The sequence below is a fragment of the Thalassospira sp. ABD4_177 genome (assembly GCF_056160125.1).
This window is the reverse complement of the sequence record NZ_JBSWWO010000002.1, coordinates 60565-80460: the sequence shown is the minus strand read 5'-3', so window position 1 is coordinate 80460 and position 19896 is coordinate 60565. Positions and strand designations below refer to the sequence as shown.

General features: G+C 55.2%; 16 protein-coding genes. 8 read left to right on the top strand and 8 right to left on the bottom strand.

Annotation, left to right across the window (positions count from 1 at the left end):
- Positions 1 to 3: 3 nt before the first annotated feature.
- Both ACXAF0_RS13080 and ACXAF0_RS13075 read right to left on the bottom strand, forming a co-directional pair.
- A complete protein-coding gene (locus ACXAF0_RS13080; RefSeq protein ID WP_475346317.1) occupies positions 4 to 1995 on the bottom strand; it encodes a sensor histidine kinase in 1992 nt (663 codons plus the stop codon).
- Positions 1995 to 4022 (bottom strand): sensor histidine kinase, encoded by a 2028-nt coding sequence (locus ACXAF0_RS13075; protein WP_475346316.1) that lies wholly within the window; start codon positions 4020 to 4022, stop codon positions 1995 to 1997. Before ACXAF0_RS13075 ends, ACXAF0_RS13080 begins: the two co-directional genes overlap by 1 nt.
- Before the next feature lie 273 nt (positions 4023 to 4295).
- On the opposite strand from ACXAF0_RS13075, the gene glmM reads away from it, so the two are divergent.
- From glmM to ACXAF0_RS13055, 4 genes are read left to right on the top strand one after another with little or no spacing between them, the layout of a single operon-like run.
- On the top strand, positions 4296 to 5645 hold the full coding sequence (glmM, locus tag ACXAF0_RS13070; RefSeq protein WP_475346315.1) for a phosphoglucosamine mutase: 1350 nt from the start codon (positions 4296 to 4298) through the stop codon (positions 5643 to 5645).
- 49 nt (positions 5646 to 5694) lie between these two features.
- Complete coding sequence (gene thiD, locus ACXAF0_RS13065) at positions 5695 to 6492, top strand: bifunctional hydroxymethylpyrimidine kinase/phosphomethylpyrimidine kinase (protein ID WP_475346314.1); 798 nt, start codon at positions 5695 to 5697, stop codon at positions 6490 to 6492.
- 50 nt (positions 6493 to 6542) lie between these two features.
- Positions 6543 to 7082 carry a DinB family protein gene (locus ACXAF0_RS13060; RefSeq protein ID WP_475346313.1) on the top strand — a complete coding sequence of 180 codons (540 nt, stop codon included), beginning with the start codon at positions 6543 to 6545 and terminating at the stop codon, positions 7080 to 7082.
- 21 nt (positions 7083 to 7103) lie between these two features.
- A complete protein-coding gene (locus tag ACXAF0_RS13055; RefSeq protein WP_475346312.1) occupies positions 7104 to 7442 on the top strand; it encodes a hypothetical protein in 339 nt (112 codons plus the stop codon).
- Between the two features lie 24 nt (positions 7443 to 7466).
- Here the strand turns inward: ACXAF0_RS13055 and ACXAF0_RS13050 are convergent, their stop codons facing one another.
- Positions 7467 to 8342 (bottom strand): AEC family transporter, encoded by an 876-nt coding sequence (locus ACXAF0_RS13050; RefSeq protein WP_475346311.1) that lies wholly within the window; start codon positions 8340 to 8342, stop codon positions 7467 to 7469.
- Positions 8343 to 8547: 205 nt separating this feature from the next.
- On the opposite strand from ACXAF0_RS13050, the gene ACXAF0_RS13045 reads away from it, so the two are divergent.
- Positions 8548 to 9183, top strand: coding sequence for a D-glycero-alpha-D-manno-heptose-1,7-bisphosphate 7-phosphatase (locus ACXAF0_RS13045; RefSeq protein WP_475346310.1), 636 nt, complete (start codon positions 8548 to 8550; stop codon positions 9181 to 9183).
- Positions 9184 to 9204: 21 nt separating this feature from the next.
- Here ACXAF0_RS13045 and ACXAF0_RS13040 read toward each other — a convergent pair whose 3' ends face one another.
- The gene (locus tag ACXAF0_RS13040) at positions 9205 to 11277 is read right to left on the bottom strand and encodes an O-linked N-acetylglucosamine transferase, SPINDLY family protein (RefSeq protein ID WP_475346309.1); all 2073 of its coding nucleotides are present in this window, start codon (positions 11275 to 11277) and stop codon (positions 9205 to 9207) included.
- A gap of 593 nt (positions 11278 to 11870) precedes the next feature.
- On the opposite strand from ACXAF0_RS13040, the gene ilvD reads away from it, so the two are divergent.
- Positions 11871 to 13724 carry a dihydroxy-acid dehydratase gene (gene ilvD / locus ACXAF0_RS13035; protein WP_475346308.1) on the top strand — a complete coding sequence of 618 codons (1854 nt, stop codon included), beginning with the start codon at positions 11871 to 11873 and terminating at the stop codon, positions 13722 to 13724.
- Positions 13725 to 13802: 78 nt separating this feature from the next.
- On the opposite strand, the gene ald is transcribed toward ilvD, so the two are convergent.
- On the bottom strand, positions 13803 to 14918 hold the full coding sequence (gene ald / locus ACXAF0_RS13030) for an alanine dehydrogenase (RefSeq protein WP_475346307.1): 1116 nt from the start codon (positions 14916 to 14918) through the stop codon (positions 13803 to 13805).
- Positions 14919 to 15075: 157 nt separating this feature from the next.
- Between ald and ACXAF0_RS13025 the strand changes: the two genes are divergently transcribed.
- Together ACXAF0_RS13025 and ACXAF0_RS13020 are read left to right on the top strand one after the other, a co-directional pair.
- Entirely contained in the window at positions 15076 to 15591 is a 516-nt protein-coding gene (locus ACXAF0_RS13025; RefSeq protein ID WP_475346306.1) for an Lrp/AsnC family transcriptional regulator, read from the top strand.
- Between the two features lie 341 nt (positions 15592 to 15932).
- A complete protein-coding gene (locus tag ACXAF0_RS13020; protein ID WP_475346305.1) occupies positions 15933 to 16643 on the top strand; it encodes a TetR/AcrR family transcriptional regulator in 711 nt (236 codons plus the stop codon).
- A gap of 90 nt (positions 16644 to 16733) precedes the next feature.
- Here ACXAF0_RS13020 and ACXAF0_RS13015 read toward each other — a convergent pair whose 3' ends face one another.
- Genes ACXAF0_RS13015 through ACXAF0_RS13005 form a run of 3 tightly spaced genes read right to left on the bottom strand, consistent with a single transcriptional unit; the run spans position 16734 to position 19656 of the window.
- Positions 16734 to 17567, bottom strand: coding sequence for an ABC transporter permease subunit (locus ACXAF0_RS13015; RefSeq protein WP_475346304.1), 834 nt, complete (start codon positions 17565 to 17567; stop codon positions 16734 to 16736).
- Positions 17564 to 18493 (bottom strand): ABC transporter permease subunit, encoded by a 930-nt coding sequence (locus tag ACXAF0_RS13010; protein WP_475346303.1) that lies wholly within the window; start codon positions 18491 to 18493, stop codon positions 17564 to 17566. The genes ACXAF0_RS13015 and ACXAF0_RS13010 overlap by 4 nt, the downstream gene beginning before the upstream one ends.
- Positions 18490 to 19656, bottom strand: a complete 1167-nt coding sequence (locus ACXAF0_RS13005; protein ID WP_475346302.1) for an ABC transporter ATP-binding protein — start codon at positions 19654 to 19656, stop codon at positions 18490 to 18492. The genes ACXAF0_RS13010 and ACXAF0_RS13005 overlap by 4 nt, the downstream gene beginning before the upstream one ends.
- Positions 19657 to 19896 lie beyond the last annotated feature (240 nt).

The following is a 19896-nucleotide window of genomic DNA, read 5'->3' as shown; positions in this document are numbered from 1 at the left end:
GATCTACTCTGTCGGCAACAGCAGACAAAGTTCGATACCTTGCCCACTGCTTTGCCGTAGCGAGATCGACCCGCCATGGGCATCGACAATGCGCTGCGAGATGTGCAGTCCAAGCGCACGGCGCAGCGATTGCGTTTCCATGTTGCGCCGGAAAAGCGCATCGGCGATCAGGCCGATTTCATCTTCATCAAGCTCATCGCCCTGGCATGGAATGCTGATCTCGACCAGCCTGTCTGAATGGCGATAGACATTGATGTGGATCGGCGCACCATGGGCAAAGCGTCGCGATGTTTCGATCAGGTTGGTGATCGCAAGCCCCATAAGGGTCTCGTCAATAAAGACCTCGAGTTCTAATGTGCCGTGGCAACTTGCCTTGACCTCGGCCCCTTCTCGCGTGGTCTGGGCGGCAAATTCCTCGAGGAAACGGTTGATCGGCACGGTCTTGCGCGCAAGCGACAAATCCTGGGTGTCAATCCCGTCCTTGGTCAGAAAGATATCCACCAGACGGGCAAGCTTTTGGGCCTGAAGCTGGATGCGTTGCAAACGTTCAAGCACATCACCCTTGTGACGATCAAGCCGCAGCATCAGCATTTCGGCGGATCGCTGGATTACGGCAAGCGGGGTGCGGAACTCATGCGACAGCATCGAGATCAGCTTGCGCTGTTCCTCGACCAGTGTTGTGGTTTCCTCGGCCTTTTGGCTGACCGATGCGCGCTCCTTGTCCATCTTCGATAGTCGCACCGTCATGATGATACCCATCCCGATCAGGTGGAACATCAAGGTGAATTGATGGAGTTCAAGCCGCAACCGGGTTGCCTCGATCACACCCGATAGCGCAAGCTGGATCATGATGGCTGCCGCAGTCGGAATGGCCAGTACCACAAGAAACGCCCAATGGCGCGGATTGCGGAAATCGTCAAAGGCCCGTTTGATCAGGAAAAGACACATGATCGCCATGAAGATCGAATGGCTGGGCACGATATAGGTGCCAAAGATGGTGTAAAGGTCTGTGGTCGCGCCGGCGGCAAAGGCCAGAATAAGCAGCCCGTAAGCGCAACACATCCGGTAGGCCCGCGGATGGTTTTTTCTGGCCTCGATGATGTAAAGCCACAAGAACACCGTCACCCCATAGGTCACGATATTCATCGACCCCAACAATAAATCATTCAGCCATGGCGTGGTCGGGCGCACTTCGCTTAGGATCAGTCCATTTACAACGGTCGCTGTCGTGCCAATCGCAAACACCCAAACGCTATAAAGCACCACAGCCCGATCCTTGGCAATCAGACCAAGCGCCAGATAGGCTAGGCCCAGGGTCATGATGAAACCGAAAAACATATTGGTCGCCAGATGGCGAAAGGACAGCGACGAAATCAAATCCTTGGTCGGCCAAAGCGTCATCCAGATCAGATTGGCGCTGTTGCTTTGCACCCGGACGTATATGCGATAATCGCCTTCTTCCAGAAGGGGAAGGGCAGCGATATGCGATCGTCCACCATAAAGGCGTTCGTCGGCCGGAACATGATCGCCAAGATGACTGCCCCAGATCGGCTCAGACGCGCCATCTTTCATCAAAAACATATCAATGAAGTTCAGATAGCTCGGCGATATTTCAAGCAGGGCGCGCTTTGTCAGGGGGGCTGTGACGCTGAAATCAAGCTGATGCCAGATCACATCGCGGGTATAGCCAAAGGACGGGATCGCATGGGTTTGCGTAAAAGCGCTGTCGGGCAATGTCAGAATGTCTTCAAATTCCAGGGCGCGTGACGCATCGACATAGGATGCCACAAACCGGGTGATCTCAATCGGTTCGGTAACGTCACCCGACAGGGTGAAATGATCCGAATTTGTCTCCGCTGTACGCGTCGTTTGCGCAACGGCCGCCTGCCATGGCAGCAAAAGCACGCCGAACATGATCAGAAATCCCGCCATACCGATACGGCGCGACAGCGACATGATCAATGTTTTGGCCGTACACAGTCCCGATCTGATCATCACGCCATGCCCCCGTTATTTGGGGCGGTGTCATCACCGAAGGGGAAACTGTTGCGGACTTCATTTTTCTTGAGAACCGTCATGTCGCGTTCAAACGGCAGTTTTATCAGGATGGTCGTGCCGCCGTCTTCCCCGACACTGATCGAAAGCGACCCGTCATGGGCTCCGATGATCCGGTTGGTCAGATGCAGGCCAAGACCAACCCCCTGTGTCTTGGCCGCATCGCGACCGCGGTAAAAGGCATTCAGAACGTTTTGCAGATCGTCGGCGGCAATGCCGGGGCCTTCATCGACCACCCGGATATAGACATATCCATTGGCCGAACGTTCTGCTGAAATCCATACCGCTGCACCCGGCGCGTATTTGCGAGCATTTTCAATCAGGTTCAGCATCGCGCGTTCCATCAGGATACGGTCAATTTCAACAACCGCAACGTCGCAATGAAGCAAACTGATATTCTGACCGGGTACCTCGCGATGGCGCCGTGCAATCAAGTCACCCAGAAAGCCATTGATGCTGACCGCTTCGCGTGTCGTGCTGAAGGTCGCGCTATCAAGTGTTTCCTTGGTCAAAAACGCATCGACCAGACCCGAAAGCTGACCGGCGTTGGAACGGATCGTCGACAGACGGTTTTGAACAGCTTCGGGTTCTTTTTGAAGATGAAGCCCCAGAATTTCGGCAGATCGATGAATGATGGCAAGCGGGGTGCGAAATTCATGCGACAGCATCGTGATGAAGGTGCGCTGTTCACTGGCAAGCTGGTTTGTCCGCAGGCTTGAGGCCATTGCATCAACCCGCCGGTTGATCAAATGGTATGTCCGATAGGCCATCGCCAACGCGACCAACACAAGCTGAATGATCGATCCCAGCGTAAAGACGCTTGTAGTAAACCCGTTGGCGGGCAAAATGCCGAGCAGCAACATCAGATGCGCCATTGCCGCAAGAGTCGGAGTGCCAAGGGCAGCCATCATAAAGACCATTTGCTTGTCGGGTGTCTGGCGGAAATCGCGATAAACCAGATGGATCAAAAGCACCGTCAGCAGGAAGATTTCCGACCCGAAAAATACTTTGGCATAAAGGATATACCATTCCGAGGTCACAGTTATAAAACCGGCCATCGCCAGCATGGCATAAAGGGACATCACCCTGAATAACCACGGACGGCTCTGATCAAGACGGGTGATATAGCTCCACATCATGATACTCGACCCAAGCGCAAGCGCCGTGCCCGACCCGGTGATAAAGTCCGATGCAAGCGGCCAGACAGGTTTTAAAATCAGCTGGGCATATCCGGTTATCCCGAAATAGATCAGAAACAGTGACAGAACATAGGCCGAATACCAGATTACCGAACGATCACCCGACAAAATGCCAAACGTGAAATAAAGCCCGAAAGCGACAATCAGAACGCCAAGGCAGGTGCCCTTGATAAAGCTGTCGCTGCCCGATTTGGCAATAAGTTCGGTGTCGGGCAGGATTTGGGCGTTTAGCAAATGCGCGCTGTTGGTCTGCACCCCAATGACCAGCCAATAGTCCCCAAGCGCGAGCCTGGGCCATTCCGACACATGAGACAGGCTGTGAACCTCGCTTACGCCGGGATCGATCCTGTCGCCAATACGGTCCTGCCAGATAACGCGTTGACCATCGTGGGATAAAATGCTGAGCCGAATGTCATTCAGGTACACCTGACCGATTTCGATAAACGCGCTGCTCCCGCTGCGTCCGGGCTGGTTAATCACCTTGATCGGTGTACGATACCAAATGGTCTGTTCGGTATATCCTGGGCCAAGGGCCTCATTGACGGGCGCAAATCTGGATGCGTCAATTTCGGGAATATCTCGCGGGTTCTGAATGTCGCGATCTGTCATCAACCGCTTCAGATAGGTGTTTAGATTGATGTGCTGGATCGGGCCTTCGGATGGAATAACAAGCGCTTGTGGCACTTCGTGGGCTGAAGTCTTGTGCCCGTAAATCGCCATGACGGCGGATGCGATCACGATCAACACCGCAAAAAAGGCCGTATTCAAGCGGATGCTGCGCAAAATTCCCTCGGTTTCAGTCCCTTAAACCACGGGTCACTTGATAGCCGGTTTTTCATCGAAGGTCATGGCTTTTATCGGAACAGGACCTGGGCTCTGAGCCTAGTTCGCCTGTTAACGGATTGGTCGCCAGTTTGCCGCTACAATCACTTGCGAAATATGCCGATTGCCAGTGGTATTGCGACGTCACTTTGATATAACCGGCAGTCAGATTTGAATGACGGGGCAGCAGTGCCCGCAACGCAAGCAGAGACACAGACGATGAGCCGCAAATATTTTGGCACCGATGGTATCCGCGGGACGGCCAACACAGCCCCGATGACCGCCGAGGTCGCCCTGAAAGTCGGGATGGCAGCAGGCCATTATTTCACCCGTGGCGATCACCGCCACAAGGTCGTGATCGGCAAGGATACCCGACTGTCTGGCTATATGCTTGAACCTGCCCTTGTTGCCGGTTTTACCTCGATGGGGATGGATGTGATGCTGGTCGGGCCAATGCCGACCCCGGCTGTCGCCATGCTGACCAAATCAATGCGCGCTGATATCGGTGTGATGATTTCTGCCTCGCACAACCCGTTTCAGGATAACGGCATCAAGCTGTTTGGCCCCGATGGCTTCAAGCTGTCTGACGAGGTCGAGCTTGAACTCGAAGCCCTGATGGAAAGCGATCTGTCGGGTAAGCTGGTCCCGGCCAATTCCCTTGGCCGTGCCAAACGCATCGATGATGCCCCGGGCCGCTATATTGAGGCCGTCAAATCATCCTTGCCGGGCTCGGTCACGCTTGAAGGTCTGCGCATCGTCCTTGATTGCGCGCATGGCGCTGGCTATTCCGTCGCGCCCAAGGTCCTGCGCGAACTGGGGGCCGACGTGATTGAAATTGGCACCAGCCCCAATGGTCTCAATATCAATGACCAGTGCGGCTCGACCCATACCAAAACAATGTGTGACCGTGTTCTGGCCGAAAAGGCCGATGTCGGCATTGCCCTTGATGGTGATGCCGACCGGGTTCAGATGTGTGATGAAAAAGGCCACCTGATCGACGGTGATCAATTGATGGGCCTTGTCGCAACCCATTGGAAACGCACCGGTCAGCTGCGTGGCAATGCATTGGTTGCGACCGTGATGTCGAACCTGGGTCTTGAACGCTATCTTGAAAGCAACGATGTGCGTTTGATCCGTACCAAAGTCGGGGATCGCTATGTCGTTGAACAGATGCGCGCCCTTGATTGCAATGTCGGTGGTGAGCAGTCCGGTCACATTGTGCTCTCGGACTTCGCATCGACGGGCGATGGTCTGCTGGCGGGGCTTCAAGTGTTGGCCGTTCTTGCCAGCCGCGAAGGCCCGGTCTCGGAACTCAGCCGTGTGTTTGATCCGCTGCCGCAGATCCTTAAGAACGTCCGCTACAGCGCAGGCAGTGATCCGCTGGCCGAAAGCAGCGTGATCGAAGCCATTTCCTCGGCCGAGCGCGCCTTTAACGGCGATGGCCGCGTGCTGATCCGTAAATCGGGGACCGAACCGTTGATCCGCGTCATGGCCGAGGGCGACGACGCTATCAAGGTCGAACAGATCGTTGATGGCATCGTTGCGGAAATCACCGCTGTCGCCGGTTAACTGGGCATTGTGACCAACACCTGATATCTGCAGGATAAGGAAGGATCGTATGAAGGGTCGTGTCTTGATTATTGCCGGGTCGGACTGCTCCGGCGGGGCCGGTATTCAGGCCGATATCAAATCGGTGACCGCTCTTGGCGGTTATGCTGCAACTGCGATCACCGCACTTACGGTACAAAACACCACCGGAGTCTTTGACGTTCTGGGCATCGATCCGGACATGATTGTCCATCAGGCTACCGTGACGATTGATGATATTGGGGCTGATGCGCTTAAAACGGGCATGCTCCATTCCGTGCCGGTAATCACCGCGGTGGCGGAATTCATCAAATCGAAGGCGGCCGGTATTCCTGTTGTCGTCGATCCTGTGATGGTATCGCAAAGCGGTTCGCGCCTGCTGAACGAAGACGCGGTAGAGGCCCTGATCACCCATATGGTGCCGCTTGCAACCGTTCTGACACCAAATATTCCCGAGGCCGAAGTACTATCGGGTATGAAAATCACCAGCGAAGGTGATATGATTGCTGCAGCGCACAAAATTGGTGATCTCGGTGCAGAGGCCGTCCTGATAAAAGGTGGTCACGCAGAGGGGGACAAAATCGTCGATATCTTGTGGCGCCGGGATGGGGATGTCGAAGGTTTTGAAGCCACGCGCATTCCGTCTGAAAATAATCATGGTACGGGCTGCTCGCTTGCAAGTGCCATTGCAACCGGGCTGGCTCAGGGCATGGGATTGAGTGATTCTGTTGCCCGCGCACGGGATTTTGTCCGTGAAGCCATCCGAACCGCACCAAACTTTGGCAAAGGAAACGGTCCGCTAAACCATGCGCATCCTGTGACCGGTTGAGTTTTTCAACAAGAATGTGACAGGACGCTGAAAGTTGGGACACTTGAGGTATGCCGGGCACATCGTTTTTCCATCAGGCGCGTAACAACGCCTGGTCAAATCACCGTTTGTATGGTGTCTGTCAGAAATTGACGGACCGCGAACTCGACACCAAACGAACACCGTTTTCATCTTCTATTCTCCAGACCCTGAACCACATCCTGACCATTGACTGGTATTATCTTGATGCGCTGGTCGATGGCGGGCGGGGACGGGATTGCCTTGCTGATGAAATGCCGTTTGCGGCCATTGATAAACTGGCCGCTGCTCAACGCGGCACGGACATGCGGCTGATGACATTTTGCGAGCAGCTTAACGACAAGGACGCCATTCGAAGCGTTGAACTGACCCGCGAAGACAGCAGCAAGACACTTGAAACCGTGGCGGATATTCTGTCACATCTGTTTGTCTATCAAACCCACCAACGCGGGCAGGTGCATGCGCTTCTGGCGGTCACCGGACAGGCCCCACCGCTTGATGACTACCATCTTGAATATGATGCACCGATGCCAAGGATCGATTTCTCCGCCCTTGGCCGCAAAGGTGCCTGAAGGATACGAATGAATACAAGAATGCTCCGGCGCGCAATTCTGGCTGCCGGGATTGCAGCCCTGGCAGTGGTCAGTTTCGGAAATCCGCACCGTCACATTGCCGATGTTCTGTGGCCGGGTGACGCAGCCCCTTGGGAACATGTCACCGCGGTTTACGTCCCGGATGTCAGCCAACCAACCCGGGTCAAGATATCCGAGGCCGCCTTTGACGACCTTGCTGCGTGTCGCGATCATGTGATGGAACAGGCCGCCGAATATGGCGACCCGGACCTTGAAAAAGGCCGGTTTGAATGCGCTATCGGATTTTATGCCGACAAGGATGATGGCACAGGCGGCGAATACCGCCTGATCATCAAGTAACCGACCGGTTGGTGGTATGTGCGGTTACAGCACGTACCAAAGAAGGGCGGGCAGGGCGATGGCCGCAAGGAAGCTTGAACTGATGACAACGCCAGCAACTTCTTCCGGCTCGCGGTTATAAAGCTGCGCGAACAGGTAGCAGAACACGGCAACCGGCATCGAGCATTGCAGGATCACAACCCCGCGTTCCATGCCGGTCAGTCCCATCACTTCCGACAGGCCCAAACCAACCCCGAAGCCCATGCCAAGACGCAGCACGCTAAGGGCCGTGCTGCGCGCAAGGCTGACCGGGCGAAGTTTCGCCAGCGACACACCAAGGGTAAACAGCATCAAGGGAATGGTCAGCTGCCCGATCAGGTTGGTGGTGTTGTAAAGCCATTCCGGCACCGGCGTTTCGGTGGCCAAAAAGCCCGTGGCAATCAGGGTGGCGGGAATGATCGGCATCTTTGCCAGCGACTTGATCGAAAAACTGCCTGACACGAAGGCAACGCCAATGGTCAGCTGAATGACGACATAGGCGGCAAAGAACGCGACCGAAAGCGCAAGTCCTTCCTGCCCATAAGCCAGCATGCAAAGCGGCAAGCCAACATTGCCGACATTCGGCCAGGTCAGCGATTGCAGATAGGTACGCGGCGACAGGTTAAACACCTTCAGGACCGGCCAGCCGATCAGCGCGAAAATCACATTGGCAGCAACGGCGGCTGTCCCCATCAGAACCAGCGTATCCCCGCCAAGCTCCACCGTCGCAAGTGCAGCAAAGGTCAGACAGGGTGTCGCGAAATAGGTAACGATGGAGGTGACAAGGTTGGTATCAAAATGTTTGCCGGCGCGGGCCCAGAAATATCCCAGTCCTGTGGTGATAAAAACCGGGGCCAGAATCGCAAAAATATCGGCAAACATAGAACGTTATTCCTTGAAGTTCTTATTATCGTGGGGCGTGACTTGAAGGGAAATTGTCACGTCTTTCGGTTGCTCTCAAGTGGATAATGGTAATACCAATTTCTTTTTTGCGCTGCAGAAAAATGCGTCGCGGGGTGCGAAGCCTTGCTTTTGCAAAGGTCTTTGCGCCATTGTTGGAGAAACTCGAGCACGCAAAAGGCCATCAATGACCGGTTCAACCACCGAAAATGTCAAACGTCACCTGATCGATCCTGCGCCGTGCTTTCGCGATCAGCGCAATCCGGTTCCGGCCGTGTTTCTTGATCGCGACGGGGTGATCAACGAGGAAGTCCATTATCTTTCCGACGTGGCCAACCTTAAACTGATCAGCGGTGCCGGTGATGCCATCAAACGCCTGAACGATGCCGGCATCCCGGTGATCGTCGTGACCAACCAGTCCGGTGTCGCGCGTGGGTATCTCACCGAAGACCAGCTTCTTGAAATCCATAAGGCATTGGTGGCACTGCTTTCTGATCACAAGGCATCGGTTCAGGGCATCTATTATTCGCCCTATCACCCAACCGGGCAGGGCGACTATCGCCGCGAAAGCACCTGTCGCAAACCCGAGCCGGGCATGCTTCTGGCGGCATCTGAGGATTTCGCCATCAGCCTGTCTGAAAGCATCCTGATTGGGGATCGCATCAATGATATCCGTGCCGGGCATGCCGCCGGTGCGCGCGCCATCATGGTCAGAACCGGCCACGGGGCCAAGGAAGCCATCCTGCCCGAAGCGCAAGAGGCCGATTTCATCGCCGATGATTTGGCTGCGGCTGTAGAACACATTCTCAGCAATATCGGCTGAACATCAGCCGGGCTTTCCCATCTATTGGTTGCCCAGACACCAGTTCTGCCACATCTCGCGACAGGCTTCTTCGAACTCGGTCGCCACGGCCGGGCCATGGAAGGCGCGGCTGCCGCGGATGCGATCGCGCATGTTTTCGCGAATGCTGGCCAGCGCCTTGAGGTCGGATGCCAGCATGATGCATTTATCGACATAGCCCTTTTCGGTCTCGGCACACAGCGCGCCAAGCCCGATATCGCCCAACACCGCAAGGCCAAGCCGTGACCCCGGTCGATCATCGGCGAGTGATACGAACGGAATGCCAAACCACAGCATCTCGTAATGATTTTCAAGGCTGATGGCCGGGAACGGTGCCAGCCCGATGTCAATCTGGGCATAAAGGGCCGCGCGGTCTTGCGGCCGTACCTTGCCGGCCAGATCAAGCCGGTTGCGCTTGATCCCGGCCTGGCGGGTACGATCGAGAAACGTCTTGGCGGCATAGGAATCTTCAAGCACGTCATCCTGAATGACAATGCGACTGTTGCCGACCTTATTAAGGATACGTGCAAAGCAATTGAGCGTGTCATTGCTGATATTGGCCAGCCGGTCGATGCAGCCAAACCGGATGATTTCCTCGCCAACGGCTGCTGGCAGCGGCGCGATGGGCAGGGCATCATCAAGCTCGGCGGGAAGATAGGGACCAAGGGCGAGCGGATAGGGACGCTCGGAAAACTTCTTGTTATCAGACAGGCCGCCGCCAAACACATCCTTGTGCCCGATCAGATAATCCATTTCGGCCATTCCGGTGGTCATCGCCGAAAGCGTTGCCTGCACCGGGGCGGCCTTTAATGCAAACACCTCAATCGGTTGGGTCGGGTGGATGCCACAGACATCAATCAGGATATCGACCTTGTCCTTGCGGATGCGATCGGCAATCTGCATCGGGTCCTGTCCGCACACCTCGCGCCAGCCATCCGCCATCACCTGCCATTGCCGGGTCACGTCATCTGGGCGTGGGGTTGCGGAATACAGGAACAGCTCGATCTCATGCCGGTTCAGGTGGCGCGCCAATGCACTGAGCAGCCCGAACGAAGGATGCGCGCAGAAAAATGGCGACATCCAGCCAATGCGCAACCGTTTGTCCGACTGTCGGCTGTTGCCAAAGGCCGGTTTTGCTGCAATCGGCATATGATGCTTGGCCCATTCCTTGGCCGCCTTGGCATGTGCCGCGCCATCCGTGCTGCCAAGCTTGGCGCGCGCCCGGATCAAAAGTGCATCTGCCGTCGCATTATCTGGTGATGTCTCAATCAGGCTGGTGAGTGTCTTGATTGTGCTATCAAGGTCGCCACAGCGCAGCGTGATATCAGCCAGAACCAGATCAATCGCATCCGTTTCCTTGGTCAGGCGGCGCGCGGTTTTCAATATCGCAACCGCCTTGGAATACTGCCCCTGATGGGCAAGTGATTGGCCAAGGCCACGCAGGCCCGGGACATATTTCGCATCAATGCTGAGGGCCCGTTGATAAAGGTTCTGTGCAAGCTCGGGATAGCCAAGCCGTAAATAGGCTTCGCCCACCCGGCAAATCAGCTCCGGCGAAATGCCGGCGGCCTCGGCGGCATGGTCTAGCGATTTAAGGGCGGCTTCTTCCTGTCCCAGATCATGCAAAGTTTGCCCGAATAGCAGCAATCCTTCGTAATGATTGGGTTTCAGACCCAGCAACCTGCCCAGAAGATCCATCGCCTGACCCAGATGGCCGCGCGGGATTTCAAGCCGTGCCAGATGATAAAGGGCGGTGGGGAAATCCCCATGGTAACTGAGCGCCTGCTTGAACTGGTCAATCGCTTTGTCGATTTGCCCGGAACTTTCCAGTGCGATGGCGTAATTGCAACGCACCGCCGGATTGGCGGCAAAGCTGCCAAGGCAGCCCTCAAAAAGCTCAAGTGCCTCACCATCGCGGCCAAGACCGGTCAGAAGGGTGGCCAGAAGGTGCTCGACCTCGGCATTTCCGGGCGAAAGGTCGAGTGCCGCGCGATAGATTTTTTCGGCTTCTTCGGGGCGATTGCCCTCATGCGCAGTCAGTCCGCGACGCAACAGTGTCTTGAGTTGGTCGGACATGGATGTGCGGATCTCCACCTGATGGTCTCGATAGGGGGCGGGCCCCAAACAATACTTTGTCCGACATTAAAGGGTTCAGGCGATCCGTTAAAGCACGCAGTTCGCAGATGGCGATTAACGTTACGGATTTTGGGCAAAAAAGAACCCCGAACCTGTATGAGGGTCCGGGGCGAGAATGGGAGTGGGAGAATCGCCTGGCGGCGATAATCCCCCTTACGATATGTATTGTTTGGCTAGAGGTCGCCTGTCCAATAGGATAGTTTTTGAGGTATTAGGGATAGGATTCTGCTGCAAATATGACACAACCATGTGACATGGTTCACAAAATCGTGCTCTGGCACTGGTGAGAAGGGCTGTGCATGCAAACTCAAAGGGCAGCGATGACACATATGAAATGCCTGGTGAAAACCAGATGCGAAATTCTGGGCGCGTAGCATTCGTGCCGTAAGATGGAATTTGGCGAAATTTTCAGGCAAAAAACTGTCAAAGCGCGCGAAGACTGTGCTAGAACGCAGTCATATATAGAGGGCGCTGGGCTTCGGTTCTGGCGCCCGCAAGAAACGCCACCAGTGATGTAAAGAGAGGTTCCTTCCATGCCGGAATATCGGTCCCGTACAACAACACACGGCCGCAACATGGCTGGTGCGCGCGGCCTTTGGCGCGCCACTGGCATGAAAGACGAAGATTTCGACAAGCCGATCATTGCGGTTGTCAACAGCTTCACCCAGTTCGTGCCTGGTCACGTGCACCTCAAGGACCTCGGTCAGATGGTCGCGCGCGAGATCGAGGCATCCGGCGGTGTTGCCAAGGAATTCAATACCATCGCAGTCGATGACGGCATCGCGATGGGCCATGACGGCATGCTCTATAGCCTGCCGTCGCGTGAAATCATCGCGGATTCTGTGGAATATATGGTCAATGCTCATTGCGCCGATGCGATGGTCTGCATTTCCAACTGCGATAAAATCACCCCGGGCATGTTGATGGCTGCGATGCGCCTGAATGTCCCGTGCGTATTCGTCTCCGGTGGCCCGATGGAGGCCGGAAAGGTCATCCTTGATGGCAAGGAACATCACCTTGATTTGGTCGATGCCATGGTTCAGGCTGCCGATCCGAACATTTCGGACGAACAGGTGACCGAAGTTGAGCGTTCTGCCTGCCCGACCTGCGGGTCGTGCTCTGGCATGTTTACCGCCAACTCGATGAACTGCCTTGCCGAGGCGCTTGGTCTGGCCCTGCCGGGCAACGGTTCGGTGCTGGCAACCCACGCCGCACGTAAGGAACTCTTCCTTGAAGCAGCCCGCACCTCGGTCAAGCTCGCACGCCGTTATTACGAAGAAGAAGACATCGGTGCGACCCCGCGCGGGATCGCAACGTTTGAGGCGTTTGAAAACGCCATGGCACTTGATATCGCCATGGGCGGTTCGACCAATACGGTTCTGCACTTGCTTGCCATCGCCAAGGAAGCCGAAGTCGATTTCACCATGGCTGATATGGATCGCCTGTCGCGCAAGATCCCGTATCTGTCAAAAGTCGCTCCGAACCATCCGATGTTCCACATGGAAGACGTCCATCGCGCCGGTGGCATCATGCGTATTCTGGGCGAACTCGAACGCAAGGGCCTGCTGCACACCGATGTGTCGACCGTGCATTCGAAAACCATGGCCGATGCCCTTGAAAAATGGGACATTAAACGCACCACCAACGAAGCCGTGCACAAGTTCTTCCGTGCGATGCCGGGTGGCGTGCCGTCGCAAACCGCGTTCAGTCAGGAACGTTATTGGGACGACCTTGATCTTGATGAAAAAGAAGGCTGCATTCGCGACGTCGAACATGCCTATAGCCAGGATGGCGGTCTTGCCGTTCTGTTTGGCAACCTTGCGGCCAATGGCTGTGTGGTCAAAACCGGCGGCGTCGATGAAAGCATCCTGAAATTCACCGGCCCGGCCGTGATCTGCGAAAGCCAGGACGAAGCTGTCGCCAAGGTTCTTGGTGGTGAGGTCAAGGAAGGCGACGTGGTTGTCATCCGTTACGAAGGCCCCAAAGGCGGTCCGGGCATGCAGGAAATGCTTTATCCGACCAGCTATCTGAAATCGATGGGGCTGGGCAAGGCCTGCGCACTGGTGACGGACGGCCGCTTCTCGGGCGGGACGTCGGGTCTGTCGATCGGTCACGTTTCCCCCGAAGCAGCCGCTGGCGGCGACATCGCCCTGGTCGAGCCGGGCGACATGATCGAAATCGACATCCCGAACCGTTCGATCAAGATTGCGGTCGATGATGCGGTTCTCGCTGCCCGCCGTCAGGCAATGGAAGCCAAGGGCCCCGAAGCATGGCGCCCGGCCAAGCCGCGTAAGCGCAAGGTCTCAACCGCCCTGCGTGCCTATGCGGCCATGGCAACCAGTGCCGATCAGGGTGCGGTGCGTGACGTCACACAGGTCGAATTCTGATCTGAAGACGGCCTTAGAAAACACCAAACCAATAAGGGCGCCATTTGGCGCCCTTATTTCATGGTCGGTTTTGATGGTTCAGGCCAGCGCACTTTCGAGTGGCAAGTGATCATAACCCAGCGCATCGGCCACGGCCTTATAGGTGATCTTGCCATCATGGACGTTAAGCCCGGCGGCCAGATGCGGATCATCCTGACAGGCTTTCTTCCAGCCCTTGTCGGCAAGTGCTAACGCAAAGGGCAGGGTGGCGTTATTGAGCGCAAAGGTCGATGTGCGTGCGACGGCACCGGGCATATTGGCAACACAATAATGCACGACGTCATCGACGATATAGGTCGGATCGGCATGGGTGGTTGCCTTGGACGTTTCAAAACAACCGCCCTGATCAATCGCCACATCGACAATCACCGATCCCGGTTTCATGCGCGATAGCTGCTCTTTCTTGATCAGTTTTGGGGCTGCAGCACCGGGCACAAGCACCGCACCAACCACCATGTCGGCCTCAAGCACAAGCGCCTCGGTATCATCGATGGTGGCATATTGCGTCTTGATGCGCGGGCCATAAAGATCATCCAGATAGGTCAGGCGTTTGACGTTTTTATCAAGAATGATCACGTCCGCGCCCATGCCTGCGGCAATGCGTGCGGCATTGGTGCCGACAACACCGCCGCCAATGACAACGACCTTGGCCGGTGCCACACCGGGCACACCGCCCAGCAACATGCCCCGTCCGCCATTGGCCTTCTGAAGGGCCGCGGCCCCGACCTGTGGCGCCATGCGACCGGCCACTTCCGACATCGGCGCCAGAAGTGGTAGGCCACCGGATCGATCGGTCACGGTTTCATAGGCAATCGCAGTGACACCCGATTTGATCAGACCAGCCGTCTGATCCGGATCCGGGGCCAGATGCAAATAGGTAAACAGCAACTGGCCGGGACGGAGTTGCTCATACTCGACTTTCTGCGGCTCCTTGACCTTGATGATCATCTCTGCACTGGCAAAGATGTCAGACGCCGCACCGGCAATCGTCGCACCGGCGGCGACGTAATCCTCATCGGCAAAGCCGACACCGGCACCGGCCATGGTTTCAACCTGAACCGCATGGCCATGGGCAACAAGTTCGCGGACCGAGCTTGGCGTCAGTCCGACGCGATATTCGTGGTTTTTGATCTCTTTTGGAACACCAATCAGCATGTCGTTTTCTCCCGACGAAAATGGTGGCAATCGGGGGAACTCCACGGCGTTTCCGGGGATTCCCGGGCGGTTAGAGCGTGCTACCGCCTCTTTTGTTATTATTCTTGAATGATGCCCTAAAAATTGGGCAATTAATCTTCAATTCAAGGGGTGTTTGATGGTATCATTGCTAGATAATTCAACAGAAAGACGATGGCGTCGGAGGATTGTTCGAATGGAGATGGACGAACGAGATCGGATGATTCTGCGGTTGCTGCAGAAAGACGGTCGCATCAGCAATGCGGAACTCGCTGAAAAGGTAAACCTTTCGGCCTCTGCCTGCCTGCGGCGTGTGCGGCTTCTCGAAGAAGCCGGCTTCATTGATCACTACACCATGCTTCTCAATCCGGCACGGATCGGCAAGCCGGGCAACGCATTCGTCAATATCGCAATCACCCGCCAGACCCGCGAGGCCCTTGAAACCTTTGAAAAGGAAATTCAAAAGGTGCCCGAAGTTGTCGAATGTTATTTGCTGGCCGGGCAAAGCGACTATCTCGTCCATGTCGTCTATAGCGACACGGCCGATTACGAGCGCATCCACAGCGAAGTGCTGACCCAGCTTCCCGGTGTTGAGCGGGTTCAGACGGTCATCACACTGCGCGAAGTCAAACGCACCACCGAATTGCCGGTTTAAACCGGGCAGTTTAAATCGGGCAGCGTGTTTATTTCACGATACGGAACTGTGCCGGGCGCACCATACTGATTGGCGCCGGGTCATTATCCCTTTGGGGGTGATGGGGTGCGAATCGGGTGGAAAACTGTACGAAATCGGGGAATTTGTTCAGAATGCCATCTGTGGATTGATAGTATGTGACCGATATTCATCTACTTCCGTAGGTGTTTGGTCGGAAAAACGCATGAATTTTCAATGGTTCATGAATTTTATCCATTTATTCCAAACCCGCAGTTTGACTTTTAGGTGAATTAAAATGCAATAATATGTGCGGGGAAAATACGTTGGGGGAAGCTAACCAAATGGAACAAGACAATCTTGTTCGTGCTCGTAGTCACGAGCAGAAACTAAAACGCCGTGCAGACATTCTGGATGCCGCCCGCAAGCTCTATATGGAAGGTGATGGCACCTTGCCATCGGCCGCCGAAGTTGCGCGCAAGGCCAATCTCGCCAAAGGCACGCTATATCTTTATTTCTCAAGCAAGGAAGCATTGTTCCTTGAAGTGCTGCGCCACTTCCAGAAAGAGTGGTTTGAGAACAATCTCGATGTCATTGATCAGGAAGCACTGCGTCGGCCAGAAGAACGGGATTCAACCCGTGTGGCCCGCCAGTTCGTTCAATTTCTGGTCAAGAACGACAAGTTCTTGCATCTGGCCTCTTTGTCGCAAGGCGTTCTGGAATCCGGCTCCGACGATGAAATGGTCGTCAATCAACGCCGCTTCCTGGCATCCATGGTCAAACGGACCGCCGATGCCCTGGCCGAGCTTTATGAAATCACGCCCGAAGATGCCAGCAAGCTGATGCGCTCTTCCTATGCGCTGGTTTTGGGACTGTGGCAGATGTCGCAGCTGCCTGATCGGGTCAAAAAGCTGATGGAACAGAACGCACTTAACAATCTGATCATTGATTTCGAAGAAGCGGCCGAAGAAGCCGTTGTGTCCTATTGGCAGGTTTCCGCACCGGGCATGCATTGCCGCGAAATGATGCGCCGGGCGGCTGAACAGGACGTCTGATCAGACAAGACCACCTTTAAAAGAAAAGCAGCGCCGGACACATCATCCGGCGCTGCTTTTTTGTTTGATCGATTTGCGTCTTACCGGGGATCAGGCATCCACGCCTGAAGACGGCCGGCTGCGCATCCGCTCGGACCTAAGGATCATCAGACTGGCGATGATGATCATCACCGACACGGCCAAGATGATCAGGGTCGCAAGCGCATTGATCTCGGGCGAGACACCCAGACGCACCGACGAGAACACCTTCATTGGCAGGGTGGTTGAGCCCGGACCGGCGACAAAGCTTGCAATCACCAGATCATCAAGCGACAGCGTAAAGGACAGCAACCACCCGGCCAGCAAGGCCGGCAGGATCATCGGAAGCGTGATGACAAAGAAAATCTTGGCGGGCTTGGCACCCAGATCCATTGCCGCTTCCTCGACCGAGGTGTCCATGCCCGACAGGCGCGATTGCACCACAACCGCGACATAGGCCGCACAGAAGGTCGTATGCGCAATCGTAATCGTCGAAAGGCCACGGCCCGCAGGCCAGCCAATCATTTGCTCAAGTGTCACAAACAGCAGCAGCAAGGACAGACCGGTAATGACTTCCGGCATCACCAGCGGGGCGGCAATCATCCCTGAAAACAGGGTGCGTCCCTTGAACCGGCCAAAGCGTGACATCACAAGACCCGCAGGCGTACCAAGGGCCAGGGCAAGGGTCGCGGACATCACCCCGATCCGCAGGCTGTTCCACGCGGCATCAATCATGCCGTCATTGGAAAACAGCGACACATACCACTTGGTCGAAAAGCCCGCCCAGACCGTCACCAGCTTGCCCTCGTTAAAGGAATAGATGATGACAAGCACGATCGGGACATACAAAAAGGCAAAGCCGAATACCAGCGCCGAAATCAGGAAGGTTGAACGTTTGTTGCTCATTGCTGGCCTTCCTCCTGCTTGGTCTGGATGTGCTGGAACCACATGATCGGCACGACAAGGAAGATCAGCATCGCAATCGCCACTGCCGATGCAATCGGCCAGTCACGGTTGGCAAAGAACTCGTTCCACAATGTTCGACCGATCATGAGCGTGTTCGGACCACCGAGAAGTTCCGGAATGACGAACTCGCCAACGGCTGGAATAAACACCAGAAGCGATCCCGCCAGAATGCCCGGCATCGATAGCGGCAAGGTGATCTTGGCAAAGGCCTGCCAGGGCTTGCACCCCAGATCAAGGGCGGCTTCCACCAGACTGACATCCATTTTTTCCAGCGTCGAATAAAGCGGCAGGATCATGAAGGGCAGGTAGGTGTAAACAATCCCGACATAGACCGCGAATTCGGTCTGGCGCATGATCAGTGGCTCGGAAATAATCCCGGTCCACAGCAGGAATGCGTTGATCAATCCTTCACGGTCCAGAATGCCGATCCAGGCATAAACACGGATCAAAAAGCTGGTCCAGAACGGCAGGATCACAAGCATCAAAAGCACACTGCGCATCGACCCTTGGGCGCGTGCAATGCCATAGGCCATCGGATAGCCGATCAGAAGTGTTATGATGGTTGAAATCGCCGCAATCCGGATCGAGTTCAGATACGCCGTGGCATACAGACTGTCAGATAAAAGGAACAGATAGTTCCCGAAATTCAGTGTGATCGTGATGCCTTCTTCGATCCAGGCAAACAGCGGCGTATAGGGCGGCTGCGCATATTCGGCCATGGAAAAGCTGATCTTGAGAACGATCAGGAACGGCACAAGGAAGAACAAAAACAGCCAGAAATAGGGAATGCCGATCACCAGCACCCGGCCATGTTTGATCATCCAGCGATCAAAACGTTGTTTAAGGGTAAGCTTGTCACTGCTCATTTGTTCAGAACCGAAGCAGCCCCGGCCTCCCACGATACCCAAACCGTGTCTTCCCACGTATAGCGGGGCTCGATCTGGCGGGTAGAGTTCGGCTCGGTCACCTTGATGCGTTTACCGCCCTCAAGGCGCACGTGATAGGTCGAAATACCGCCAAGATAGCCGATCTCTTCAACCTTGCCTGACACACAATTGTATTTGGTCTCAGACGGTCCTTCCTTGGTAATGCGCAGGCGCTCGGGGCGAAGGGCTGCCCAGAATGTCATGCCCTGATGGCCCTGAACCGCGTGATCGATATAGATGTCGCATCCGGCTTCTTCGGATTTGATGACGGCATATTTTTCATCGTCATCAATCAGAACACCTTCAAGCAGGTTGACCTGACCAAGGAAGTTCGCGGTGTAGCGGCTGTTGGGATATTCATAAAGCTCGAACGGGGTGCCGGTCTGGTTGATCACCCCTTCATTCATCACGGCAATGCGCGATGCCATGGTCATGGCTTCTTCCTGGTCATGGGTCACCATGACAAAGGTGGTGCCGACCTTTTCCTGAATATTGACCAGCTCGAACTGGGTCTGTTCGCGCAATTTCTTATCCAGCGCGCCCAGCGGCTCATCAAGCAACAACACCTTTGGCCGTTTGACCAGCGACCGTGCAAGCGCAACACGCTGGCGCTGACCACCGGAAAGCTGATGGGGTTTGCGCTTGGCAAATTTGCTCATCTGCACAAGGCCGAGCATCTCGGCCACCAGTTCCTTGGTCTCGCTGCGCGATACACCATCCTGCACAAGGCCGAATGCGACATTCTGCTCGACGCTCATATGCGGGAACAGGGCATAGGACTGGAACATCATGTTGGTCGGGCGCTCATAGGCCGGAACGCCGGCCATATCGACGCCATCGATATAAATTTTGCCCGATGTCGGTTCCTCGAACCCGGCCAGCATGCGCAAAAGTGTCGTTTTGCCGCAGCCCGATCCGCCCAGAAGGGCAAACAATTCATGGCGGTAAATATCAAGGGAAACATCGTCGACGGCATAGAAGTCGCCGAATTTCTTGGTCACATTCTCAAAGCGGATATAGGGAACCGCGTCCGGATTGTTCCAAGGTTGCGTCTTGTGCACATCCTCGTGCACATGCTCCAAAACCGCCTCTGACACCAGCATTCTCCCCTTGTTCAATGTCAAGATGAACCGATTAAATCAGACGTCAGCCCCTGATGACCTTGTGCGCAATCTTGGAATGTTGCGACTTTGCTGAAAAGGTCGGTTCTTCCTGATAGCAGGATGAAGCAATTCTGCAATCTGTAAAGAGGGGTGTGCGATATTTTGAACAACAATCGCCATTTGATGCCTAAATTGGCAGGAAAACGGCATGTGGTGTTCAGAAAATGTGCAATCTGACAT